Source organism: Pseudomonas sp. CCI1.1 (assembly GCF_034348165.1).
GTDB classification, from domain to species: Bacteria; Pseudomonadota; Gammaproteobacteria; order Pseudomonadales; family Pseudomonadaceae; genus Aquipseudomonas; species Aquipseudomonas paracarnis.
This window is the reverse complement of record NZ_CP133780.1, coordinates 3,348,308-3,373,217: the sequence shown is the minus strand read 5'-3', so window position 1 is coordinate 3,373,217 and position 24,910 is coordinate 3,348,308. Positions and strand designations below refer to the sequence as shown.

Here is a 24,910-nt window from a genome sequence, read left to right as displayed (position 1 = left end):
GACGAGTAAGGAGTCAACGATGGCTATCAGCATGACAGAAGCGGCTGCGCAGCACATTCGCCGCTCCCTGAATGGGCGCGGTAAAGGTGAGGGGATTCGTCTGGGTGTACGCACCACGGGCTGTTCCGGCCTTGCCTACGTGCTGGAGTTTGTCGACGAGGTGGTTGAAGAGGATCAAGTGTTCGAAAGTCACGGCGAGAAAGTGATCATCGACCCCAAGAGCCTGACCTACCTGGACGGCACCGAACTCGATTTCGTCAAGGAAGGGTTGAACGAAGGTTTCAAGTTCAACAACCCTAACGTGCGCGGTGAATGTGGCTGCGGCGAAAGCTTCAACATCTGAGGCTACTCGTGGGTACTCCTTGTCATTTCGCTTTATTCGAGCTGCAGCCGAGCTTTCGGCTGGACCTTGAGCAGCTCGCCACGCGCTACCGTGAATTGGCGCGTGGGGTGCATCCGGACCGCTTCGCTGACGCTTCCGAGCGTGAGCAGCGCTTGGCCCTTGAGCAATCGGCCAGCCTCAACGAAGCCTATCAGACGCTCAAAAGCCCCCCCAAACGCGCGCGCTATTTGCTGGCGATGAAGGGCGGTGAGTTGCCGATGGAGGTCACCGTGCATGATCCGGACTTCCTGATGCAGCAGATGCAATGGCGTGAAGAACTCGAAGAACTGCAGGACGAAGCCGATGTGGCGGGTGTCGCGGTCTTCAAGCGTCGTCTGAAAACCGCCCAGGATGAGCTCAACGAAAGCTTCGCAGCCTGTTGGGATGATGCGGCGCAACGCGAACAGGCCGAGCGCCTGATGCGGCGCATGCAGTTTCTCGACAAGCTCACCTACGAAGTGCGCCAGCTAGAAGAGCGCCTCGACGATTAACCCAGTGCTGCCCGTGATGCACGCCTGATAGACAGATAAGACCTGATTACCATGGCTCTACTGCAAATCGCCGAACCCGGCCAAAGCCCTCAACCGCACCAGCGTCGCCTGGCGGTCGGGATTGACCTGGGCACCACCAATTCCCTGGTTGCTGCCTTGCGCAGCGGCCTGTCCGAGCCACTGCCTGACGCCGATGGGCAGGTGATCCTGCCGTCCGCTGTGCGTTATCACGCAGATCGCACTGAAGTGGGCGAGTCGGCCAAGCTCGCCGCGTCCGCAGACCCCTTGAACACGGTGTTGTCGGTCAAGCGCTTGATGGGTCGTGGGTTGTCCGACGTCAAGCAATTGGGTGACCAACTGCCGTACCGCTTTGTCGGCGGCGAGTCCCATATGCCGTTCATCGACACCGTCCAGGGGCCCAAGAGCCCGGTCGAAGTGTCGGCCGATATCCTCAAGGTGCTGCGCCAGCGTGCGGAAAATACCTTGGGTGGTGAGCTGGTAGGGGCGGTTATCACCGTTCCGGCGTATTTCGATGACGCCCAGCGTCAAGCCACCAAGGACGCGGCGAAACTTGCCGGCCTGAACGTGCTGCGCTTGCTCAACGAGCCGACTGCGGCAGCTGTGGCTTACGGCCTCGATCAGCACGCTGAAGGCCTGGTCGCTATTTATGACCTGGGCGGCGGTACCTTCGATATTTCGATCCTGCGCCTGACCGGCGGTGTGTTCGAAGTGCTCGCGACCGGCGGCGACAGTGCCCTGGGTGGCGATGATTTTGATCACGCCATTGCTGGCTGGATCATCAGCAGTGCCGGCTTGTCGGCTGATCTGGACCCAGGCGCGCAACGCAACCTGCTGCAAACTGCCTGCGCGGCCAAAGAGGCGCTGACTGACGCTGCTTCTGTTGACGTTTGCTACGGTAATTGGTCGGCCCCACTGACTCGCGAAGCCTTTGATGCGCTGATCGAGCCGATGGTCGCCCGCAGCCTCAAGGCCTGCCGTCGTGCTGTGCGTGATTCCGGTATCGAGTTGGAGGACGTTGGCGCAGTGGTCATGGTGGGCGGTTCCACCCGCGTTCCGCGCGTGCGTGAAGCGGTAGCCGAAGCCTTTGGGCGCCAACCACTGACCGAAATCGACCCGGATCAAGTCGTCGCCATCGGCGCTGCCATCCAGGCCGATACCCTGGCTGGTAACAAGCGTGATGGCGGCGAATTGCTGTTGCTCGACGTGATTCCGCTGTCGCTAGGCCTGGAAACCATGGGCGGCCTGATGGAGAAGGTGATTCCGCGTAACACCACCATCCCCGTCGCGCGCGCCCAGGACTTCACCACCTACAAAGACGGTCAGACAGCCATGATGATTCATGTGCTGCAAGGTGAGCGCGAGCTGATCAGCGACTGCCGTTCCCTGGCGCGCTTTGAATTGCGTGGCATTCCGGCGATGGTCGCGGGCGCGGCGAAAATTCGCGTGACCTTCCAGGTCGATGCCGATGGCCTGCTCAGTGTCGCTGCGCGCGAACTGGCGTCTGGCGTTGAAGCCAGCATCCAGGTCAAGCCGTCCTACGGCCTCACCGATGGCGAAATCGCCAAGATGCTCAAGGATTCATTCCAGTATGCCGGTGACGACAAGGTCGCCCGCGTATTGCGCGAGCAACAAGTGGATGCCCAGCGCCTGCTCGAAGCGGTGCAGGGCGCCCTTGAAGCCGACGGCGAGCGCTTGCTGGGTGCCGAAGAGCGCATGGTCATTGACCTGCAGATGCAGGAACTGGCCGAACTGATGAAAGGCAACGATGGTTACGCCATCGAGCAACAGACCAAGCGCCTGTCGCAAGTCACTGATGCCTTTGCTGCCCGCCGTATGGATCAGACGGTTAAAGCCGCGCTGGCGGGCCGCAACCTGAATGAAATTGAGGAATAACTGATGCCGCAGGTCACTTTTCTACCGCACGCCGAACATTGCCCTGACGGCATGGTCGTGGAGGCTGAGACCGGCAAGTCCCTGCTTGACGTCGCCCATGACAACCACATCGAGATCGAAAGTGCTTGTGGCGGCGTGAATGCCTGCACCACGTGTCACTGCATCATTCGTAAAGGTTTCGACAGCCTCAATGAGGCTGACGACCTGGAAGAAGACTATCTTGATCGGGCGTGGGGCCTGGAGCCGACGTCGCGCCTGAGTTGTCAGGCGAAAGTGGGGACTGAAGACCTCACCGTCGAAATCCCGAAATATTCGCTCAACCATGCAGCCGAAGCGCCGCATTGATTCAAGGAAATGTCATGAGCCTGAAATGGGTTGATGTACAAGAAATCGCTATACAACTTGCGCAAGCTCATCCTGAGGTCAATCCTCTTACCGTGAACTTCGTCAAGCTGCGCGACCTCGTAATGGCACTGCCGGATTTTGACGACATCCCTGACCGGGGTGGCGAAAAGGTCCTTGAGGCGATTCAAGGCCTGTGGATCGAAGAAGCAGACTGAGCCGCCTTTTTACGCAGTTAGGCAATACCCAATAACCCGCGTATAATTCGCGGGTTTAATTTTTCGTAAATTACCGTTTCTGGAGTTACACCATGGCTGTTCAACGTACTTTCTCCATCATCAAGCCTGACGCTGTTGCAAAAAACGTCATCGGCGAGATCACCACTCGTTTCGAAAAAGCCGGCCTGAAGGTTGTAGCTTCGAAACTCAAGCAACTGTCCAAGGCTGAAGCTGAAGGCTTCTACGCTGAGCACAGCGCTCGTGGCTTCTTCGGCGACCTGGTTGCCTTCATGATCTCCGGTCCTGTTGTTGTTCAGGTTCTGGAAGGCGAAAACGCTATCGCTCTGAACCGTGAGCTGATGGGCGCTACCAACCCTAAAGAAGCAGCTGCCGGCACCATCCGTGCTGACTTCGCTGAGTCCATCGACGCCAACGCTGTACACGGCTCGGACTCCGAAGCTGCCGCTGCTCGCGAAATCTCGTACTTTTTCGCTGCTACTGAAGTAACCGCTCGCTAAGCATCGGCTTAAAGAGTGAGGGTGAATCCATGACTACATCGACTGTTAAAACCAACCTGCTGGGTCTGACTCAGCCGGAAATGGAGAAATTCTTCGACTCAATCGGGGAGAAGCGTTTCCGTGCCGGTCAGGTAATGAAGTGGATTCACCACTTTGGCGTCGACGATTTCGACGCCATGACGAACGTCAGCAAGGCCCTGCGCGACAAGCTCAAGGCCATTGCCGAGGTGCGTGGTCCCGAAGTGGTCAGCGAGGACATTTCCAGCGACGGTACCCGTAAATGGGTGGTGCGCGTGGCGTCCGGTAGCTGTGTCGAGACCGTGTACATTCCCCAGGGCAAGCGCGGCACATTGTGCGTTTCGTCCCAGGCAGGCTGTGCCCTGGACTGCAGTTTCTGCTCCACCGGCAAGCAAGGCTTCAATAGCAACCTCACCGCCGCCGAAGTCATCGGCCAAGTGTGGATTGCCAACAAATCCTTTGGCAGCGTCCCGGCGACCGTCGACCGTGCCATCACCAACGTGGTGATGATGGGCATGGGTGAGCCGCTGCTGAATTTCGACAACGTGATTGCGGCCATGCATTTGATGATGGACGACCTGGGCTACGGCATCTCCAAGCGCCGTGTGACCCTGTCGACCTCCGGCGTGGTACCGATGATCGATGAGCTGGCCAAGCACATCGACGTCTCCCTCGCGTTGTCGTTGCACGCACCTAATGACGCATTGCGTAACCAATTGGTGCCGATCAACAAGAAGTATCCGCTTAAGATGCTGCTCGAATCGTGCCAGCGTTATATGGCGACCCTGGGTGAGAAGCGTGTGCTGACCATTGAGTACACCATGCTCAAGGACGTCAACGACAAGCTGGAGCACGCGGTCGAGATGATCGAATTGCTCAAGGACACCCCGTGCAAGATCAACTTGATCCCGTTCAACCCGTTTCCTCATTCTGGTTACGAACGGCCGAGCAACAACGCCATCCGTCGTTTCCAGGATCAACTGCACCAGGCCGGCTATAACGTCACTGTGCGAACCACTCGTGGTGAAGACATCGATGCCGCCTGTGGCCAATTGGTAGGGCAGGTGATGGACCGCACCCGCCGCAGTGAACGTTATATCGCCGTGCGCGAACTTAACGCCGCTGAAGATTTGCCGCAAATCGCTGTGAATCGAATCTGAGAGGATCTCTATGCCCTTGCGCCTTGCGCTGCTTTTACTGTTTACCGGCCTCGTGGCCGGTTGCGTTTCATCGGGCCATGACAGCCCGTTGCGCACTGATAAAGGCCGTGATGAGGCGCGGGTTGCCTATGTGCAACTGGGTTTGGGGTACCTGCGCCAAGGCATGAGCGAGCAGGCCAAGGTGCCGTTGAAAAAGGCCCTTGAGCTGGACGCTGATGATGCCGATGCCAACGCCGCGCTGGCCCTGGTGTTTCAGGCTCAGGCTGAGTCCGAGCTGGCCGACCGCTATTTTCACAAGGCCCTGGCCTCCCGCCCTGCCGATCCGCGGCTGCTGAATAACTACGGCAGTTTTCTGTTCGAGCAGAAACGGTATGACCTGGCGTCACGTTATTTCCAGCAAGCCGCCACCGATACTCTCTACCCGCAGCGTTCGCGGGTGTTCGAGAACCTTGGTGTGACCTCGATGCGCCTCGGCCAGCGCGACAGCGCCCGCCAGCAACTGGAAAAAGCCCTGCACCTGAACAGTCGCCAGCCACGGGCATTGCTCGAAATGGCTGAGTTGTCTTACGAAGACAGGCATTATGTGCCGGCACGTGACTATTACGAGCGTTTTAGCCTGCTCAGCGGGCAAAATGCACGTAGTCTATTGCTCGGTGTGCGCCTGGCGACGGTTCATGAAGAACACGACACGGCCGCACGTTTTGGCCAGCAACTCGAACGACTCTATCCCGGTACGCCGGAATATCAGCAATACCTGTCGGAGCAATGATGAAAGCCGCGCACCCGGAAGATGTAGCAGCTAATCGCGTCAACCCAGGCGAAACCTTGCGCCAGGCCCGCGAAAGCAATGGTTGGTCGCTGGCGGAAGTGGCCCTCAAGCTCAATTTGACCAGCACCTCCCTGGCCAACCTGGAAGCCGGCGCGTTCGATAAGCTGCCTGGGCATACCTTTGCCCGCGGCTATATCCGCGCCTACGCCAAATTGTTGGGTATCGACCAGGCCGTACTGGTGCAGGAATTCGACCAGTTCACCGGTACCGATGCACAGGGCAGTAATGTCCATGGCCTTGGGCGCATCGAAGAGCCAACGCGGGTTTCCCACACGATTTTGCGGATTGTCAGCCTGTTGTTGCTGGTTGCCGTGGTCGGCGGCGGTTTCGTCTGGTGGCAAGACCAAGCCTCCCTGCGCAGCAAAGACCTGACCAGCAACGCCATGGAGCACGTCGAAGTCGAAAGCGCCGATGGCACCACCCAGATTCATCCGCTGGACGAGCCGGAAGACCAGGCCGTGGTAGAAGGGCAAGCCGCGCCGCAAGCACCGGCCACTGCCGAACAGTCCACGCCAGATGCTGGCGTGGACCCTGCTGCGGTGCCGGCTCCGGTTGTTCCGACCGCTCCCGCAGCACCCGTGGCACAGGCTCCGGCGGTTCCTGCACCTGCGACCCCTGCGCCAGCCGCACCCGCAGCGCCGGCGATATCGCCTCCCACCACTCCGGCGTTGATCGCCGGTGACGGGCGCGTACAAATTACCTTCATCGCTGACTGCTGGACGCAAGTTACCGATGGCAACGGCAAAGTGCTGTTCAGCGGTTTGAAGCGTAAGGGCGATACGCTTGACCAGGGCGGCAAGCCTCCTTTGACGCTGCGTCTGGGCTTCGCCCGTGGCGCGCAAGTGGCCTACAACGGCCAGCCTGTAGACGTGGCGCCGTTCACCAGTGGCGAGACTGCTCGCCTCAAGTTGGGACAATAGTCATGCACGGCGAATCTCCAATCAAACGTCGCGTATCGCGCAAGATATGGGTCGGCTCGGTGCCGGTGGGTGGCGATGCCCCTATCGCAGTGCAGAGCATGACCAACAGCGACACCAACGATGTGGCGGCCACCGTGGCCCAGATCAACCGTCTGGAAGCGGCCGGTGTGGACATCGTGCGAGTTTCCGTACCAGACATGGACGCAGCCGAGGCCTTTGGTCGTATCAAGCAGTTGGTCAAGGTACCGCTGGTTGCCGACATTCACTTCGACTACAAGATCGCGTTGCGCGTGGCCGAACTGGGTGTGGACTGTCTGCGTATCAACCCCGGCAACATCGGGCGTGAAGACCGCGTGCGTGCTGTGGTGGACGCTGCCCGTGATCGCGGTATTCCGATCCGCATCGGCGTCAACGCCGGCTCCCTGGAAAAAGACCTGCAAAAGAAATACGGCGAGCCCACTCCGGCAGCGCTGGTCGAGTCGGCCCTGCGCCACGTTGAACACCTTGAACGTCTGAATTTCCAGGACTTCAAGGTCAGCGTAAAAGCTTCCGACGTGTTTATGGCGGTAGAAGCCTATCGCCTGCTGGCCAAGGAAATCGTGCAGCCGCTGCACTTGGGTATCACCGAAGCTGGCGGTTTGCGCTCAGGCACAGTGAAATCTGCGGTGGGTCTCGGTATGCTGCTCGCCGAAGGGATTGGCGATACTATCCGCATCTCCCTGGCGGCAGACCCCGTTGAGGAAGTGAAGGTCGGTTACGACATTCTAAAATCCCTGCGTTTGCGTTCCCGTGGTATCAACTTCATTGCCTGCCCGAGCTGCTCGCGGCAGAACTTCGACGTGGTGAAAACCATGAACGACCTGGAGTTGCGCCTCGAAGACCTGCTGGTGCCGCTGGATGTCGCAGTGATTGGTTGTGTGGTCAATGGGCCGGGCGAGGCCAAAGAGGCTCATGTGGGCCTGACCGGTGGTACACCAAACCTGATTTACATCGACGGCAAGCCGTCGCAGAAGCTAACGAATGACAATCTGGTGGACGAGCTGGAAAAGCTGATCCGCGAGAAAGCGGCCGAGAAGGTCGCCGCTGACGCAGCGCTGATCGCTCGCGGCTGATTGAACGAATTTAAGGATCTGATGTGAGCAAGTCTCTGCAAGCCATTCGTGGCATGAACGACATCCTGCCGGAGCAGACGCCACTGTGGCGCTACTTCGAGAGCACTGTCGCGCGCCTGCTGGATAACTACGGTTACAAGCAGATCCGTATGCCGATCGTCGAGTTCACCGAGCTGTTCAAACGCTCCATCGGTGAAGTGACCGACATCGTCGAAAAAGAGATGTACACCTTCGAAGACCGCAACGGCGACTCCCTGACCCTGCGTCCGGAAGGCACGGCCGCGTGCGTGCGTGCCGTACTGGAACATGGCATCACCGGTGGTGGCCAGACCCAGAAGCTCTGGTACATCGGCCCGATGTTCCGCCACGAGCGCCCGCAGAAAGGCCGTTACCGCCAGTTCCACCAGATCGGTTGCGAAGTTTTCAACCTGGACGGCCCGGACATCGACGCCGAGCTGATCGTGCTGACCTGGCGCCTATGGGGCCAACTGGGCATCCGCGATGCGGTCAAGCTTGAACTCAACAGCCTGGGCACCAGCGAGTCCCGGGGTCGCTATCGCGAAGCCCTGGTCGAGTACCTGTCGGCCCACCTGGACAAACTGGACGAAGACAGCCAACGCCGTCTGAAGACCAACCCGTTGCGCGTGCTGGATACCAAGAACGCCGACACCCAGGCCGTGCTGGTCGATGCGCCGAAAATGGCTGATTACCTGGACGACGAGTCCCGCGTGCATTTCGAGGGCCTCAAGGCTCGTCTGGATGCAGCCGGTATTCCCTACGTGATCAACCCCAAGCTGGTGCGTGGCCTCGACTACTACAGCAAGACCGTGTTCGAGTGGGTCACCGACAAGCTCGGCGCCCAGGGCACCGTGTGTGCCGGTGGTCGCTACGACGGCCTGGTCGAGCAAATGGGCGGCAAGCCGACCCCCGGCGTAGGCTTTGCCATGGGCATCGAGCGGCTGATCCTGCTGCTGGAAACTCTGGAGCAGGTTCCGGAAGAGATTTCCCGTCAGGTGGACGTGTACCTGTGCGCTTTCGGCGAGGCTGCCGAACTGGCGGCCCTGGCTTTGAGCGAAAAAGTACGTGACCAACTGCCCAACCTGCGCCTGCAGATCAATGCCGGCGCTGGTAGCTTCAAGAGCCAGTTCAAGAAGGCCGACAAGAGCGGTGCGCTTTACGCACTGATCCTCGGCGATGACGAGCTGGCCCAGCAAGTGATAGGTTTCAAACCCCTGCGTGGCCAGGGTGAACAACAGAACATTGCCTTTGATGCGCTCGCTGCGCACTTGGCCACCTGCATCGTGCAGGGTTGAAGCTGTCGAACAGCCGAATTTAGCGATTAAGGAGTATTGGGGTGTCGAGTACTGATGATGAGCAACTGGCCGAGTTCAAGGACTGGTGGCAGCGTAACGGCAAGCCCCTGGTCACAGGCGGCCTGCTGGCGCTAGTGGTGGTGTTCGGCTGGCAAGCCTGGACCAAGTATCAGGCCAACCAGTCCCAAGGTGCCTCGATCGTTTATCAGCAACTGCTGGAAACTACCCTGACCCCGGACGGCAAGCCTGACCCTGCGCAGGTGGCGGATCTGGCCGGCAAGCTGAAGAACGAATTCGGCGGTAGCACCTACGCCCAGTACGGCAGCCTGTTCGTCGCGAAAGTCGCGGTCGATACCGGCAAGCTGGATGACGCCGTCACCGAGCTGAAGGCCATTGCCGACAAGCCGACCAACCCGACCCTGGGTGAAATCGCACGTCAGCGCCTGGCACAGGTATTGGCGGCACAGAACAAGGCTGACGAAGCACTCAAACTGCTCGACGGCGATGCTGACAAGGCATTCGTGGCCACTCGCGAAGAGCTCAAGGGCGACCTGTTGGTCCAATTGGGTCGTACCGACGAAGCCCATGCTGCGTACCAAAAAGCCAAGGCGGCGCTGTCTGATGAAGCGGCGGTCGGTGGCTTACAAATCAAGCTCGACGACTTGGCCAAAGGGGATGCGTGACGTGATCCGTTGGAAACATGCAGCATTGCTGGCTCTGGCCGTTTTGGCCGCGGGTTGCAGCAGCAACAGCAAAAAAGAACTGCCTCCTGCCGAGCTGACCAGCTTCAAGGAAGAAGTAGTCCTGCAAAAACAATGGAGCCAATCCATTGGTGATGGGCAGGGCGACCTCTACAACCTGTTGCAGCCGGCGATTGACGGCGACAACATCGTGGCTACTGATTCCACTGGTGTCGTGGTTGCCATGGATCGCATGAGCGGCGACGTCAAGTGGAAGAAAGACCTCGAACTGCCGGTTTCCGGCGGTGTGGGCGTCGGCTACGGCATGGTGCTGATCGGTACCCTCAAGGGTGACGTGGTCGCGCTGGACTCCAGCACCGGTGAAGAGAAATGGCGCGCTCGCGTGACCAGTGAAGTGCTCTCGGCACCGGCGACCAACGGCGATATCGTCGTGGTGCAAACCCAGGATGACCGCGTGATCGGCCTGGATGCCTCCACCGGCGACCAACGCTGGTTGTACGACAGCACCCCAGCGGTATTGACCCTGCGCGGTACCAGTGGTCCGATTGTGACCAACAACCTGGCCGTTGCTGGCCTGTCGACCGGTAAAGTGGTTGCCCTGAATACCCAGAACGGCGTGCCGGCCTGGGAAACCCGTGTGGCCATCCCACAAGGTCGTTCCGAACTGGATCGCGTGGTCGACATCGACGGCGGCTTGCTGCTGTCGGGTGAAACCCTCTACGTCGCCACCTACCAGGGTCGTGTTGCCGCGCTGGACCTGCAAAGCGGTCGCATCAACTGGCAGCGTGATGCTTCCAGCTATGCGGGTGTCGCCCAAGGGTTTGGCAGCGTCTATGTGAGCCTGGCATCCGGCACCGTTGAGAGTGTGGATGAGCGTTCCACCACTGCACTGTGGAGCAATGACTCCCTGGCTCGCCGTCAATTGTCGGCACCGGAAGTCTTTTCCAGCTACGTCGCGGTGGGTGACTTCGAAGGCTACCTGCACCTGCTGAGCCAGGTGGACGGTCGTTTTGTCGGTCGCCAGCGTATCGACAGCGACGGCCTGCGTGCGCGTCCGCTGGTGGTGGGTAACATGCTTTATGTGTATGGCAACGGCGGCAAGCTGGAAGCCCTGACCATCAAGTAAAGGTTTGACTATGCTTGGGGTAACCCCCAGGCGGCCCTGCTTCGGCGGGGCATACGGCATCTGACGATGCTGCCCCGAGCACCAGCCGCTGCCCTGCAGCGGCTTTTGTATTTTCTGAAATAACGAAGTGGAGAGCCGCATGGTTCCCGTAATCGCCCTGGTGGGCCGACCTAACGTCGGCAAGTCCACCCTGTTCAACCGCCTGACCAGGACTCGCGACGCCATTGTCGGCGACTTGTCCGGTCTGACCCGTGATCGCCAATACGGTGAGGCAAAGTGGCAAGGGCGCTCCTACATTATTGTCGACACCGGTGGTATCTCCGGTGACGAGCATGGCATGGACGAAAAAATGGCCGAGCAGTCACTGCTGGCCATTGAAGAAGCCGATGTCGTGTTGTTCCTGGTGGACGCCCGCGCGGGCTATACCGCTGCCGACCAGATGATTGGCGAGCACCTGCGCAAGCGCAACAAGCGCTCCTATCTGGTCGCCAACAAGATCGACAACATCGATCCTGAGGCAGCCCGTGCCGAATTCAGCCCGATGGGCCTGGGCGATGCGATCCCGGTCGCCGGTGCCCACGGTCGCGGCATCACCCAGATGCTGGAAATCGCCCTGCGCGACTTCCCCAAGGATGACGTCGAGGAAGAAGAGGGCGAGGAAGAGATCGTCGCTGAAGGTGAGGAAGCCAAGCGCATTCCTGGCCCGAGCGAAAAAGACGGTATCAAGATCGCTATCATCGGCCGCCCGAACGTCGGCAAGTCGACCCTGGTCAACCGTATGCTCGGTGAAGACCGCGTTATCGTCTATGACCAACCCGGCACCACGCGCGACAGTATTTACATCCCGTTTGAGCGTAACGACGAGAAGTACACGCTGATCGACACCGCCGGTGTGCGCAAGCGCGGCAAGATCCACGAAGAAGTTGAAAAGTTCTCCGTGGTCAAAACCCTGCAAGCGATCAAAGACGCCAACGTGGTGATCTTCGTAATGGACGCCCGCGAAGGCGTGGTGGACCACGACCTCAACTTGCTGGGCTTTGCCCTGGAAGCCGGTCGCGCCCTTGTGATCGCGATCAACAAGTGGGACGGCATGACGCCGAGCGAGCGCGATTTCGTCAAAATCGAGCTGCAGCGTCGGTTGTTCTTCGTCGAGTTCGCCGATATCCACTTTATCTCGGCACTGCACGGCACCGGCGTGGGCAACCTCTACGCGTCCGTACAGAACTCGTTCAAGTCCGCGGTTACCCGCTGGCCGACCAACCGCCTGACCCAGATCCTGGAAGACGCGGTGGGCGAGCACGCGCCGCCGATGGTCAACAACCGCCGGATCAAACTGCGTTACGCCCACTTGGGTGGTGCCAACCCGCCGATTATCGTGATCCACGGTAACCAGATCGAGAAGGTGCCCAAGTCCTACGTGCGTTACCTGGAAAACACTTACCGTCGAGTCTTGAAACTGGTCGGTACGCCGATCCGTATCGAATTCAAGGGTGGCGAGAACCCATACGAAGGCAACAAGAACACACTGACTGACCGTCAGGTGAACAAGAAGCGTCGTTTGATGACTCACCACAAGAAAGCCGACAAGAAGCGCCGTGACAAGAAATAACGGCAGCTTTGCGTTGTAAGCGACACGCTGCAAGAGAGGGCTCCTTTGGAGCCCTTTTTTATGCGCGACCGTTTGTGCCTTGACCCGATGCAGTGGGCAGCTTAAAACTTGGGGTTCACCTGCAGGGGCTTCCGATGATCACCAGCAAGCTGCCGAATGTCGGCACGACCATTTTCACCACCATGTCGCAACTCGCCGCTGAAACCGGCGCGCTCAACCTGTCCCAGGGCTTCCCCGATTTCAATGGCCCGCAAGGTTTACTCGATGCCGTGGGCAAGCATATCGCCCTCGGCCATAACCAATATGCACCGATGACCGGCCTGCCCGTGTTGCGTCAGCAAGTGGCGGCCAAGATCGCCCGCAGTTATGGCGTCACAGTGGATGTCGACAGCGAAGTGACCATCACCCCAGGCGCCACCGAGGCGATCTTTTGCGCGATCCAGGCGGTCATCCGCAACGGCGATGAAGTCATCGTGTTCGACCCCAGCTACGACAGCTACGAGCCGTCGGTCGAGCTGGCCGGTGGTCGCTGCGTGCATGTGCAATTGAGCCTGCAAGGCTTCGCCCTCGACTTTGACAAGATCAAGGCCGCGCTCTCACCGCGCACGCGCATGATCATCATCAACTCGCCACATAACCCCACCGGCGCGCTGATCAGCCGCGCCGAGCTGGACCAGTTGGCCGAACTGATCCGCGACCGTGATATTTATCTGGTCAGCGATGAGGTCTACGAACACCTGGTATTCGACGGTGTGCCCCACGTCAGCATATTGGCCCATCAGGAACTGTATCAGCGCGCCTTTGTGGTCAGCTCCTTCGGCAAGACCTATCACGTGACCGGCTGGAAAACCGGTTACGTGGTCGCGCCGCCGGCCCTGACAGCTGAACTGCGCAAGGTGCATCAATATGTCAACTTTTGCGGCGTGACCCCTTTGCAGTACGCTTTGGCAGACTTCATGGCCGAACATCCGGAGCATGTCGACGAACTGCCGGCTTTTTACCAGGCCAAACGTGACCTGTTCTGCGACCTGCTGGCGCCATCGCGCTTGAGCTTTACCCGGGTGACCGGCACTTACTTCCAACTGGTGGATTACTCGCAGATTCGCCCAGACCTGGATGACGTCGCCATGTCCCTGTGGATGACCCGCGAACATGGCGTGGCGACCATTCCGGTTTCGGTGTTCTACCAGCACCCACCCCAAGGCCAGCGCCTGGTGCGCCTGTGCTTTGCCAAACGCGAGGAGACGTTGCGACAAGCGGCGGAAAAACTATGCGCGATCTGAGTGCACTGCCCAATCTGAACATTGCCCTGGTGCAGACGAGCCTGGCCTGGCATGACCGCCAGGCCAACTTCGAACACTTCGAGTTGCTGCTGGAGCAGGCCAAAGGCGCCGACTTGATTGTGCTGCCAGAGATGTTCACCACCGGTTTTTCCATGGAATCAGAAGCCCTCGCCGAGCCGGAAAGCGGCCCCACCCATCATTGGCTCCAGGCCCAGGCGGCAAAGTATCAGGCCGTGATTACCGGCAGTGTGATCATCCAGGCCGCCGATGGCAGCCACCGCAACCGTCTGCTGTGGGCGCGGCCGGATGGCGAGGTGTTGCATTACGACAAGCGCCACCTGTTCCGCATGGCCGGTGAACATGACCATTACACCCCAGGTGAACGCCAGGTGCAGTTCGAGCTGAAGGGTTGGCGCATTCGCCCGCTGATCTGTTATGACCTGCGCTTCCCGGTGTGGAGCCGCGACGCCCAGGATACGGACCTGCTGCTGTACACCGCCAACTGGCCGGGCGCTCGGCGTCAGCATTGGAATCGGCTGTTGCCGGCACGGGCCATTGAGAACCTGTGTTACGTGGCGGCGGTGAACCGGGTGGGCACCGACGGCAAGGGGTTTGCCTACACCGGCGATAGCCAGGTGTTGGATTTCCAGGGTGAGACTTTGCTGAGTGCAGGGGAGGCGGATGGGGTGTTCCAGGTGATCCTGGATGCGGCGGAGCTGGCGGCTTACCGTACACGATTCCCGGCGAATCTAGATGCCGATAGCTTTCAGTTTGTCTGAGGCTCTGAGATTGCTCCCACGCTCTGCGTGGGAACGCCTCTTGGGACGCTCTGCGTACTGCTTCTAAGGGCGGACGCAGAGCGTCCAGGGCTGCATTCCCACGCAGAGCGTGGGAACGATCAGGCCCCTGGATTCTCACCCAGGGGCCTTTTGCATTACGGCAATGCTTACGCCGCTTTGGCTTCCAACTGGCTCAACGAGCGGTTCAGCGCACTGAACAGCGCCTTGAAGCTGGCGGTAGTGATGTTTTCATCGATCCCCACCCCATGCACCGGGCGTTCGCCGTTCACGCGCAGTTCAATGTAAGCCGCCGCCTTGGCATTGGTACCCGCACCAATCGCATGCTCGTTGTAGTCCATGATTTCAACGCCAATCGGCAAGCCGGCCACCAAGGCTTCCAGCGCGCCGTTGCCTTTGCCTTTCCAGTGCAAGTTGGTTTCGCCCTGGCCTTTGCCGGAGACTTCCACCTCGACAAAGCTGTTGCCGTTCTCTTCCTGCAGGCGGTGGCTGACCAGCGCGTACGGCGTGTTGGCTTGCAAGTACTCACGCTGCAGCAAGGCGTAGATCTGTGGCGCGGTCATCTCCAGGCCCACGCGATCGGTTTCGGCCTGTACCACCTGGCTGAACTCGATCTGCATGCGACGGGGCAAACTGATGTCGTATTCCTGCTCCAGCAGGTAGGCGATGCCGCCCTTGCCTGACTGGCTGTTCACACGGATCACGGCCTCGTAGCTGCGGCCAATGTCCGCAGGATCGATCGGCAAGTACGGCACTTCCCACAGCGCATCGTCTTTCTGCTGGGAGAAGCCTTTGCGGATCGCGTCCTGGTGCGAGCCGGAGAACGCGGTATGTACCAGATCGCCGACATACGGGTGACGTGGGTGCACCTGGATCTGGTTGCATTCCTCGACCACTTTGCGCACGCCGTCAATGTCCGAGAAGTCCAACTGCGGGTCCAGGCCCTGGGTGTACATGTTCAGCGCCACGGTGACCAAATCGACGTTCCCGGTGCGCTCGCCGTTGCCAAAAAGGCAGCCTTCCACACGATCAGCGCCGGCCATCAGGCCCAACTCGGTGGCCGCCACGCCAGTGCCACGGTCGTTGTGGGTGTGCAGGCTGATGATCACGCTGTCACGACGGTTGATATGGCGACCGAACCACTCGATCTGGTCGGCATAGATGTTAGGGGTGGCGCATTCAACCGTGGCGGGCAGGTTGAGGATCATCTTGTGCTCAGGCGTGGGGTTCCACACCTCGATCACCGCGTCGCAGACTTCCTTGGCGAACTCCAGCTCAGTGGCGCTGAAGGTCTCTGGGGAATATTCGAAGGTCCACTGGGTTTCCGGCTGCTGGGCGGCGTATTTGACGAACAGCTTGGCGGCGTTGACCGCGATGGCCTTGATGCCGTCCTTGTCCTGGTTGAACACGATGCGGCGGAACGACGGCGAGGTGGCATTGTACAAGTGCACAATGGCTTTCTTCGCGCCGCGCAGAGATTCGAAGGTGCGTGCGATCAAGTCTTCACGACCCTGGGTCAGCACTTGGATGGTGGTGTCCTCGGGGATGTGGTTGTCTTCGATCAGGGTGCGCACGAAGTCGAAGTCGGTTTGCGACGCGGCAGGGAACGAGGCTTCGATTTCCTTTACGCCAACGGCCACCAGGGTCTTCCAGAAGCGCAGCTTTTTCACCGCGTCCATTGGCTCGATCAGCGACTGGTTGCCATCACGCAGGTCGGAGCTGCACCAGATCGGCGCTTGGGTGATGGTCTTCGACGGCCAGGTACGGTCCGGGATGTCGATGGTCGGGAACGCGCGGTATTTCGAAGACGGGTCTTTGAGCATGCTCATCGGAAAATCCTTGGTTGTAGGGGCCGAAAAAAGGCGGCCTGCCGTAGAACTGTTATTGGGGATAAAACTTTAGGACGAGGCAGATCGATTCAGCCTGGCAGTCGTGCGCTGACAAGGCACAGGCTGCGGTGCTGGCGGAGCTGAATGAGGGTGTGAGAGGTTTTCATAAGCTCAACCCTAACCGCCGGGGTGAAAGATGGCAAGCAGTCGAGAAAAATTGAGATAAGTTCTTTTGCTGTCTCGAAAATCGAGATTTTATTGCCGTAATTTCGCGTGGTGTGTGTTTTTGTTGCTGTGGGTTTGTCAGGTGCGCAATTGAGGCGACGGCTTGCACCATCGCAGGAAAGCCAGCTCCCACACTGGGCAGCCTTCCAATGGAGGAGCCGGGCTTGCCCGCGATGAGGCCCGTAGTTTCACATTTGATATCAGGGTTGGAACGCGCCGATAAAGATCGCTGGATCTACACGTGCATCGTTCAGGCTGACGTTCCAGTGCATGTGCGGGCCAGTCGCCCGGCCAGTCGCACCCACCTTGCCCACCACCGCGCCGCGCACCAGTTGCTGGCCCACCTTCACGTCGATTTTGGACATATGGCAGAACATGCTGATAAAACCCTGGCCATGGTCGACGAACACCGTGTTGCCATTGAAGAAGTAATTGCCCACCAGAATGACCTTGCCGTTGGCGGGCGTCTTGATCGGCGTACCGGCCGGCACGGCGAAGTCCAGGCCCGAGTGCGGGTTGCGCTCTTCGCCGTTGAAGAAGCGTCGCACGCCGAACTTGCTCGACAACGGCCCGCTCACCGGTTTATCCAGCACCAGGTTGCTCGGCAGGTTCGGGCTGAAACTGCGGTAAGCCTTGAGCTGCACAGCCAGTTCGCCTTCGATGCGCTTGAGCTGGGCCGGGTCAGGGTTGACCTGGCTCTTGTTCTTCAAAGTGATGCGCTGTTCCGGATACTTCTTGTAGCCGACGATAAACGGCAGGTTGCGCCCACCGCTGCTGATGCGCTCGTTGCCGGGCTTGACCGTCAACGGGATGCCGACAATGGCCAGCCAGTTGTCCTGCTCCTTGACCACCAGCACCGGCTTGCCCTGGTAAGTGGCTTTCGGCGCCGTGGCCGAAGGGCCCAGCTCGACGACGGCCACGCCGCCAGGCACCGGTTTGTTCAGGGTTCGCGTGATGTAGCTGTCGGCGTGGGCATTAAACGTGAGGCACAACAGCATCAACAGGCTCAGTAGGCGTGGCATCGATCAATCCAATAATGAAAGGGTGACGGGTGTCAGGTGGTTGTCTTCCACCCGCACTTGCAATTGGCCTTCACCCAGGCGCGCGGTGAGGCGCTGGCCGGTGTGGGTTTGCGCGGCATTGCGAATCGCCTGGCCGCGCTCGTCCAACAGGATGCTGTAGCCGCGGCCCAGGGTCGCCAGCGGGCTGACCACCTGCAATGTCTGCACTTGGCTCTGCAGTTGCAGACGCCGAGCCTTGAGACCTTCGCGCATGGCGCGGGGCAGGCGTTCGGCGAGGCTGTCCAGGCGCTGGCGCAAGAGTGCCAGTTGACGGCCCGGGTGCTGGCCGGCGAGGCGGGTCTCCAGGCGGATCAAGCGCTCGCGACGGGTATTGAGGCTGCGCTCAAAGGCACGGCGCAAGCGCATGTCCAGGTCATCCAGACGCTGGGCCTGCTGGCGCAAGCGCTCGCCCGGATGACGCAGGCGCCGGGCCATGCCTTCCAGGCGCAGGCGGCTGTGGCTCAGGCGGTTGCGCATCAGCATCACCAGGCGGCGCTGCAGGTTTTCTACCTGGCGCACCAGATGGCTGGCGTCGGGGGCCAACAACTCGGCGGCGGCGGAGGGAGTAGGGGCGCGGACGTCCGCCACGAAGTCGCTGATGGACACATCGGTTTCATGACCAACGGCGCTGACGATAGGGGTAACACAGGCATCAACTGCACGGGCCACCGCCTCTTCGTTGAAGCACCACAAGTCTTCAAGGGAGCCACCGCCACGGGCCAGGATCAGCGCGTCGAAACCACGAGCGTCGGCGAGTTTCAGCGCCCGCACGATCTGCGGGATTGCTTCGCGGCCTTGCACGGCGGTAGGGATCAGGGTCAGTTCAATGTTCGGCGCGCGGCGGCGGAACACGCTGATAATGTCGCGAATCACCGCGCCGGTGGGCGAGCTGATAATGCCGATGCGCCGAGGATGCACCGGCAGCGCCACCTTGCGTTCGGCACTGAACAGGCCTTCGGCGCTCAGCTTTTCCTTCAGTGCATCAAAGGCCAGGCGCAGCGCACCGTCACCGGCTGGCTCCACGGTATCGAGGATCAGTTGGTAATCACCACGGCCCTCGAACAACGAGACCTTGCCGCGCACCTTCACCGCCAGCCCGTCCCTCAACGCCTGGCGTACGCGTGCAGCGTTGTTGCGAAACAGCGCACAACGCACTTGGGCCCCGCTGTCCTTGAGCGTGAAATACACATGGCCGGAGGCTGGGCGAGCGAGGTTGGAGATCTCGCCTTCCACCCAGATATTGGTGAACACGTCTTCCAGCAACACCCGCGCACGGCCGTTGAGCTGGCTGACAGTCAGGACTTCGCGGTCCAGGCCCAAACGGGCAAAAGGATCTTTAATCATGGGCGGCAGTTTATAGGCATTCGTGCAGGGTTTGACAGAATTGCTCCACCAGCGGGCTCTGCACTTGCGCGCAGGCCAGGGCCACGGTGCTGTGGCAGTCCGGGTCGGCCAGGGGTAAAAAGTGCAGGTTGGCGGGGGCGATGTCCTGCATGGATTTTGGTAACAAGGCAATACCGAAACCGGCCTGGATCAATTGCAACTGCGTGGTCTTGCGCGACATCACCCGTGCGGCCTTGGGGAAAAAACCTGCACGCATGCACAATTCGGCCGACAGATAACTCAGCCCGCCGCGTTGGGGATGGGGGATCGAGATAAACGCTTGGTCCTTTAGCTGTGCCAACTCCACCGGCGCGTCGCTGCGTGCCAACGGATGATTCGGCGGCACCGCCAGCACCAACGGCTCCGTGTACAACGGCAGCACACGCACGCCGTCGCGCTGGCGCAGTACGGGCAAGCGTAGCAGGCCGACGTCCAGGCGACCCTCGGCGATATCCTCCAACTGAGCTTCGGAGGAGAGCTTGGCAATATCCACCGACACGCCCGGACAGCGCTCTAGCCAGTTGCTGATGCCGTGCAATAACGCGCCGCTCATCGGCACGGTGCTCGAGTGACTCAGGCGCAGCGTGCCAAGCTGGCCATTGCCTACGAGGGTCGCCACTTCGCTGGCCTTGAGCAACTCACTCAACAAATTGCGCGCCCGTGGGTAGAACGCTTCACCGGCCGCTGTGAGCCGCGGTTGGCGTGCGGTGCGTTCGAACAATGGGGTTTGAAGTTGATTTTCCAGTTCCTTGATCTGCCGGCTCAAGGCCGACTGCGCCACAAACAGGCGTTCGGCCGCGGCACTGAAGCTGCCGCTCTCGGCGATTTCGACGAAGTAACGCAGTTGCCGCGTGGAGATCACGAGTCATGCCTTTTTGAGATGAGTGGCTGGCTTTGAAGATATTAGTCGCAACAGTAGACAATGGCTAAAGTGAAGGCCATGTCCAACAAGGAATAACCCATGAGCCTGGTTGAGTTGATGAGTCAGTGGTCGTTCGGGGCTGTGGATTGGCTGGTGATCGGCCTGGGTGTGGTGCTGGCCTATGTGGTGTTTGGCATTGCCGGGTTCGGGACGGCCTTGGTCGCCGGGCCAATCCTGATTCTATTCATGCCGCTGTCGAAGATCATCCCGTTGCTGGTGCTGCTGGATTTTGTCGCGGCGTTTGGCGGCCTGCTGCAAGCGCGGCACGATGTGAACAAGCCGGAACTGTTGCGGTTGCTGCCCTGCATGGCCATCGGCTGCAGCCTGGGCGTGGGGTTTTTGCTCAACTTGCATTCGGACTCGTTGCTGTTGTTGATGGGGCTGTTTATCAGTGCCTACGCGATTTACAGCCTGGCGGTGAAAGCACGGCCGACTCAATTGGCGGCGGGCTGGTCGATTCCCATGGGCACTGTGGGTGGCCTGTTTGGTGCGCTATTTGGTAGTGGCGGCTTTTTATATGCGATTTACCTTAACAGCCGTTTACCCAAAGACGAGGCGCGGGCCACGCAAAGCGCGCTGATCAGTTGCAGCACGGTCGTGCGTTTGAGTTTGTTCCTGATTGCCGGGGTGTATGCAGATTTGCCGTTATTGATGTTGGCGGTTTGTCTGTTGCCGGCGATGGCCCTGGGGCTGTGGTGTGGGCGCAGGCTGACGATGCGGCTGTCCCGGGAGGCGTTCGTGCGGTTGGTGACCTGGTTGGTATTGGCCAGTGGTATTGCGTTGATCGGGCGGTATGTGAGTACTTGACCTGATTTTTTCAGGGATTAAGCTGCCGTCCTCCCGGGCGTCATCGCGGGCAAGCCCGGCTCCCACATTGGAATGCGATCAACTGTGGGAGCCGGGCTTGCCCGCGATGGCGCCAATAGCCACACCGCAGGACTCCCATGAACTCCCAAAGCATCCTTGTCCCGAAAATCTCCACCTTGCCCGTCCACGAACCCCGCGCCCGGGCGATTGTGCGCTGGCTGGTGCGCAAGAACATCATCAAGGAAGAACTCACCACTTGCGGGCGTACCGGCAACCGCATGGGCTACGCCCTGGCCGATGGCGCCCGCGCCGTGGTGCTGCACCCCGAGGCGCTGCCGTTCAACGAGCCGGTCAATGGCCTGGAGATCATCTACAAGCGTTGCATCTATACCCCGGCCAAGGGGTTTCTTGAAGAAGCCGGTTGCCCGGAATGCCTGAAGGAAGTTGGTGAGGCGCTGTTCGAAAGCCTGGAAGACTGGATGCCTGGCCACACCGACAACTTCACCTGCCCGCTGTGTGGGCATGAAGATGACATCAACGGTTTTCTGTTCCTGCAGGAATGCGGGTTTTCCAACCTGGGGTTCATCTTCAACAACTGGGCGGAGGCGGGGTTCAAGCAGAGCTTTATCGACGAATTTGCCGATTGGTTGGACCAGAAAATGAGCTGGGTCAAAGTCGAGCTTTAATCCATCTATCAGTATTACCAAGTTTGTCAGAGTTTTACATTGAGCCGGGCAGGGTGCATGTATATAATGGCGCGCTTCCATTTTCCCGCTCGGGAGCCCCCGCGATGCTGCGTATCAGCCAAGAAGCTCTGACATTCGACGACATTCTCCTAGTGCCCGGTTATTCCGAGGTGCTTCCTAACGAAGTCAGTCTCAAGACCCGCCTAACCCGTGGCATCGAGCTGAATATTCCCCTGGTTTCCGCTGCCATGGACACCGTCACCGAAGCCCGTCTGGCCATTGCCATGGCTCAGGAAGGCGGCATCGGCATCATCCACAAGAACATGACCATCGAGCAGCAAGCTGCCGAAGTGCGCAAGGTCAAGCGTTACGAAGCCGGCGTGGTGAAAGATCCGATCACCATCGAAGCTGACGCCACCGTGCGTGACCTGTTCGAACTCACGCGTATGCACAACATCTCCGGCGTCCCGGTGCTGCACGATGGCGACCTGGTCGGCATCGTCACTTCCCGTGACGTGCGTTTCGAGAACCGCCTTGAAGTCACCGTCCGTGAAGTGATGACGCCTAAAGAGCGCCTCGTCACCGTCAAGGAAGGCGCCGACAAGAACGATGTGCGCGAACTGCTGCACAAGCACCGCATCGAGCGCGTGCTGATCGTCGACGACAAATTCGCCCTCAAAGGCATGATGACCGTCAACGACATCGAAAAAGCCAAGGCTTACCCGCTGGCCAGCAAGGATGACCAAGGTCGTCTGCGTGTTGGCGCTGCCGTCGGTACCGGTAAAGACACTGGTGATCGGGTCTCGGCCCTGGTCGCCGCCGGTGTTGACGTGGTAGTGGTCGACACCGCCCACGGCCACTCCAAAGGCGTGATTGACCGCGTGCGTTGGGTCAAGCAGAACTTCCCTGACGTGCAGGTGATCGGCGGCAACATCGCCACCGGCGCTGCCGCCAAGGCCCTGGCCGAAGCGGGCGCCGACGCAGTCAAGGTCGGTATCGGCCCAGGTTCCATCTGCACCACGCGCATCGTTGCCGGTGTGGGCGTGCCGCAGATCAGCGCCATCGCCAACGTCGCCGCCGCCCTTGAAGGCACGGGCGTACCCTTGATCGCCGACGGTGGCATCCGGTTCTCCGGTGACCTGTCCAAGGCCATCGTCGCCGGTGCCTCCTGCGTGATGATGGGCTCGATGTTCGCAGGTACCGAAGAAGCGCCGGGCGAGATCGAACTGTTCCAGGGTCGTTCGTACAAGGCTTACCGTGGCATGGGTTCGCTGGGCGCCATGTCCCAGGCGCAAGGTTCTTCCGACCGTTACTTCCAGGACTCCTCGGCAGGCGCCGAGAAGCTCGTACCGGAAGGCATCGAAGGCCGTGTGCCGTACAAAGGCACCCTGAGCGCGATCATCCATCAACTGATGGGCGGCCTGCGTTCCTCGATGGGCTACACCGGCAGTGCCGACATCGAAGAAATGCGCACCAAGCCAGAGTTCGTGCGGATCACCGGCGCCGGCATGGCTGAATCCCATGTCCACGACGTGCAGATCACCAAGGAAGCGCCAAACTACCGTGTAGGTTGAGCCTTCCAGCAAAATGTTAAGTAACCGGGGCTGTTCTTCAGCCCCGAGTTGTTTCTGATTCATTAGACGAGACTGACTTCATGGCCCTCGACATTCACGCCCACCGCATCCTGATCCTCGACTTCGGTTCCCAGTACACCCAACTGATCGCCCGCCGCGTGCGTGAAATCGGCGTGTACTGCGAACTGCACCCGTTCGACATGGACGATGAAGCGATCCGCGAATTCGCACCCAAAGGCGTCATTCTCGCCGGTGGCCCCGAGTCCGTTCACGAAGCCAACAGCCCGCGCTGCCCGCAGGCGGTATTCGACCTGGGCGTGCCGGTGTTCGGCATCTGCTACGGCATGCAGACCATGGCCGAGCAACTGGGCGGCAAGGTTGAAGGTTCCGAGTTGCGTGAATTCGGTTATGCCCGTGTAGACGTGGTCGGCAAGAGCCGCCTGCTGGACGGCATCGAAGACCACATCGACGCCGACGGCCTGTTCGGCCTCGACGTGTGGATGAGCCACGGTGACAAGGTCACCAAAATGCCGGAAGATTTCCACATCCTGGCCAGCACCCCGAGCTGCCCGATTGCCGGCATGTTCAGCGACGAGCGTCGCTACTACGGCGTGCAATTCCACCCGGAAGTGACCCACACCAAGCAAGGCGGGCGCATCCTGTCGCGTTTCATCCTCGACATCTGCGAGTGTGAAGCCCTGTGGACCCCGTCGAAAATTGCTGAAGATGCCATCGCCCAAGTGCGCGCCCAGGTCGGCACTGACAACGTATTGCTTGGCCTGTCCGGCGGCGTTGACTCCTCGGTTGTAGCGGCACTGCTGCACAAGGCCATCGGCGACCAACTGACCTGCGTGTTTGTCGACAACGGCCTGCTGCGCCTGCACGAAGGTGAGCAAGTGATGGCCATGTTCGCCGAGAACATGGGCGTCAAGGTGATCCGCGCCAACGCTGAGGACCAGTTCCTCAACAACCTGGCCGGCGAGTCCGACCCGGAGAAGAAGCGCAAGATCATCGGCCGCACCTTCATCGACGTGTTCGATGCCGAGTCCAACAAACTGGACAACATCAAGTACCTCGCCCAGGGCACCATCTACCCCGACGTGATCGAATCGGCCGGCGCCAAAAGCGGCAAGGCCCACGTGATCAAGTCCCACCACAACGTGGGTGGCCTGCCTGAGGAAATGAACCTCAAGCTGGTAGAACCGCTGCGCGAACTGTTCAAGGACGAAGTCCGCCGTCTGGGCCTGGAACTGGGCCTGCCGTACGACATGGTCTACCGCCACCCATTCCCAGGCCCGGGCCTGGGTGTGCGTATCCTGGGTGAAGTGAAGAAGGAATACGCCGACCTGCTGCGTCGTGCCGACCACATCTTCATCGAAGAACTGCGCAAGGCCGACTGGTACCACAAGGTCAGCCAGGCGTTCGTGGTGTTCCAGCCGGTGAAATCGGTTGGCGTTGTAGGCGATGGCCGTCGTTACGCATGGGTTGTTGCGCTGCGCGCCGTAGAGACCATCGACTTCATGACAGCGCGTTGGGCACACCTGCCTTACGAACTGCTGGAGACGGTCAGCGGCCGTATCATCAATGAGATCGAAGGTATCTCCCGCGTGACGTATGACGTGTCGAGCAAGCCGCCGGCGACGATTGAGTGGGAGTGATGGGACGTCCGGCATTGCCGGGCCCCCACTAG

General features: G+C 60.0%; 24 protein-coding genes. 20 read left to right on the top strand and 4 right to left on the bottom strand.

Annotated elements, in window-relative coordinates; genetic code table 11:
- Positions 1–19 precede the first annotated feature (19 nt).
- The 16 genes from iscA (at position 20) to RHM69_RS15055 (ending at position 14,715) form a co-directional block, all read left to right on the top strand.
- Positions 20–343: an iron-sulfur cluster assembly protein IscA gene (gene iscA / locus RHM69_RS15130; protein WP_003209680.1), complete on the top strand. Its 324-nt coding sequence runs from the start codon at positions 20–22 to the stop codon at positions 341–343.
- A gap of 8 nt (positions 344–351) precedes the next feature.
- The gene (hscB, locus tag RHM69_RS15125; protein WP_014719822.1) at positions 352–873 is read left to right on the top strand and encodes a co-chaperone HscB; all 522 of its coding nucleotides are present in this window, start codon (positions 352–354) and stop codon (positions 871–873) included.
- A 51-nt stretch (positions 874–924) separates the two neighbouring features.
- On the top strand, positions 925–2,787 hold the full coding sequence (hscA, locus tag RHM69_RS15120) for a Fe-S protein assembly chaperone HscA (protein ID WP_200600749.1): 1,863 nt from the start codon (positions 925–927) through the stop codon (positions 2,785–2,787).
- 3 nt (positions 2,788–2,790) lie between these two features.
- A complete protein-coding gene (fdx, locus tag RHM69_RS15115; RefSeq protein ID WP_005791182.1) occupies positions 2,791–3,132 on the top strand; it encodes an ISC system 2Fe-2S type ferredoxin in 342 nt (113 codons plus the stop codon).
- A 14-nt stretch (positions 3,133–3,146) separates the two neighbouring features.
- Positions 3,147–3,347: a Fe-S cluster assembly protein IscX gene (gene iscX / locus RHM69_RS15110; protein WP_014719820.1), complete on the top strand. Its 201-nt coding sequence runs from the start codon at positions 3,147–3,149 to the stop codon at positions 3,345–3,347.
- Positions 3,348–3,439: 92 nt separating this feature from the next.
- The gene (ndk, locus tag RHM69_RS15105; RefSeq protein WP_003175956.1) at positions 3,440–3,865 is read left to right on the top strand and encodes a nucleoside-diphosphate kinase; all 426 of its coding nucleotides are present in this window, start codon (positions 3,440–3,442) and stop codon (positions 3,863–3,865) included.
- 29 nt (positions 3,866–3,894) lie between these two features.
- Entirely contained in the window at positions 3,895–5,043 is a 1,149-nt protein-coding gene (gene rlmN, locus RHM69_RS15100; protein WP_003194014.1) for a 23S rRNA (adenine(2503)-C(2))-methyltransferase RlmN, read from the top strand.
- A gap of 10 nt (positions 5,044–5,053) precedes the next feature.
- Entirely contained in the window at positions 5,054–5,812 is a 759-nt protein-coding gene (gene pilW / locus RHM69_RS15095; RefSeq protein WP_322255504.1) for a type IV pilus biogenesis/stability protein PilW, read from the top strand.
- On the top strand, positions 5,812–6,792 hold the full coding sequence (locus RHM69_RS15090) for a RodZ domain-containing protein (protein WP_060768044.1): 981 nt from the start codon (positions 5,812–5,814) through the stop codon (positions 6,790–6,792). Before pilW ends, RHM69_RS15090 begins: the two co-directional genes overlap by 1 nt.
- Before the next feature lie 2 nt (positions 6,793–6,794).
- Entirely contained in the window at positions 6,795–7,904 is a 1,110-nt protein-coding gene (ispG, locus tag RHM69_RS15085) for a flavodoxin-dependent (E)-4-hydroxy-3-methylbut-2-enyl-diphosphate synthase (protein ID WP_003175952.1), read from the top strand.
- 23 nt (positions 7,905–7,927) lie between these two features.
- Complete coding sequence (gene hisS / locus RHM69_RS15080; protein WP_019817223.1) at positions 7,928–9,217, top strand: histidine--tRNA ligase; 1,290 nt, start codon at positions 7,928–7,930, stop codon at positions 9,215–9,217.
- A 41-nt stretch (positions 9,218–9,258) separates the two neighbouring features.
- Positions 9,259–9,900 carry a YfgM family protein gene (locus RHM69_RS15075; RefSeq protein ID WP_014719816.1) on the top strand — a complete coding sequence of 214 codons (642 nt, stop codon included), beginning with the start codon at positions 9,259–9,261 and terminating at the stop codon, positions 9,898–9,900.
- Positions 9,893–11,044, top strand: coding sequence for an outer membrane protein assembly factor BamB (bamB, locus tag RHM69_RS15070; protein ID WP_014719815.1), 1,152 nt, complete (start codon positions 9,893–9,895; stop codon positions 11,042–11,044). The genes RHM69_RS15075 and bamB overlap by 8 nt, the downstream gene beginning before the upstream one ends.
- 139 nt (positions 11,045–11,183) lie before the next feature.
- Entirely contained in the window at positions 11,184–12,653 is a 1,470-nt protein-coding gene (gene der, locus RHM69_RS15065) for a ribosome biogenesis GTPase Der (protein WP_005791167.1), read from the top strand.
- Between the two features lie 134 nt (positions 12,654–12,787).
- Positions 12,788–13,936 carry a pyridoxal phosphate-dependent aminotransferase gene (locus RHM69_RS15060; protein ID WP_019817224.1) on the top strand — a complete coding sequence of 383 codons (1,149 nt, stop codon included), beginning with the start codon at positions 12,788–12,790 and terminating at the stop codon, positions 13,934–13,936.
- Positions 13,924–14,715: an amidohydrolase gene (locus RHM69_RS15055; protein WP_014719813.1), complete on the top strand. Its 792-nt coding sequence runs from the start codon at positions 13,924–13,926 to the stop codon at positions 14,713–14,715. The genes RHM69_RS15060 and RHM69_RS15055 overlap by 13 nt, the downstream gene beginning before the upstream one ends.
- Positions 14,716–14,882: 167 nt before the next feature.
- Here RHM69_RS15055 and leuA read toward each other — a convergent pair whose 3' ends face one another.
- The 4 genes from leuA to RHM69_RS15035 all read right to left on the bottom strand — a co-directional run bounded on the left by leuA (position 14,883) and on the right by RHM69_RS15035 (position 20,093).
- Positions 14,883–16,562: a 2-isopropylmalate synthase gene (gene leuA, locus RHM69_RS15050; protein ID WP_014719812.1), complete on the bottom strand. Its 1,680-nt coding sequence runs from the start codon at positions 16,560–16,562 to the stop codon at positions 14,883–14,885.
- Positions 16,563–16,987: 425 nt separating this feature from the next.
- Positions 16,988–17,809 carry a M23 family metallopeptidase gene (locus RHM69_RS15045; RefSeq protein ID WP_014719811.1) on the bottom strand — a complete coding sequence of 274 codons (822 nt, stop codon included), beginning with the start codon at positions 17,807–17,809 and terminating at the stop codon, positions 16,988–16,990.
- A 3-nt stretch (positions 17,810–17,812) separates the two neighbouring features.
- Positions 17,813–19,192: an exodeoxyribonuclease VII large subunit gene (gene xseA, locus RHM69_RS15040; RefSeq protein WP_014719810.1), complete on the bottom strand. Its 1,380-nt coding sequence runs from the start codon at positions 19,190–19,192 to the stop codon at positions 17,813–17,815.
- A 10-nt stretch (positions 19,193–19,202) separates the two neighbouring features.
- Positions 19,203–20,093, bottom strand: a complete 891-nt coding sequence (locus RHM69_RS15035; protein ID WP_020301375.1) for a LysR family transcriptional regulator — start codon at positions 20,091–20,093, stop codon at positions 19,203–19,205.
- 99 nt (positions 20,094–20,192) lie between these two features.
- Between RHM69_RS15035 and RHM69_RS15030 the strand changes: the two genes are divergently transcribed.
- The 4 genes from RHM69_RS15030 (at position 20,193) to guaA (ending at position 24,878) form a co-directional block, all read left to right on the top strand.
- Complete coding sequence (locus RHM69_RS15030) at positions 20,193–20,960, top strand: sulfite exporter TauE/SafE family protein (protein ID WP_200600751.1); 768 nt, start codon at positions 20,193–20,195, stop codon at positions 20,958–20,960.
- A 137-nt stretch (positions 20,961–21,097) separates the two neighbouring features.
- Positions 21,098–21,646 carry a hypothetical protein gene (locus tag RHM69_RS15025; protein ID WP_005791157.1) on the top strand — a complete coding sequence of 183 codons (549 nt, stop codon included), beginning with the start codon at positions 21,098–21,100 and terminating at the stop codon, positions 21,644–21,646.
- Positions 21,647–21,750: 104 nt separating this feature from the next.
- Entirely contained in the window at positions 21,751–23,220 is a 1,470-nt protein-coding gene (gene guaB / locus RHM69_RS15020) for an IMP dehydrogenase (RefSeq protein WP_014719807.1), read from the top strand.
- A gap of 80 nt (positions 23,221–23,300) precedes the next feature.
- Positions 23,301–24,878 (top strand): glutamine-hydrolyzing GMP synthase, encoded by a 1,578-nt coding sequence (gene guaA / locus RHM69_RS15015; RefSeq protein ID WP_014719806.1) that lies wholly within the window; start codon positions 23,301–23,303, stop codon positions 24,876–24,878.
- Positions 24,879–24,910: the final 32 nt, after the last annotated feature.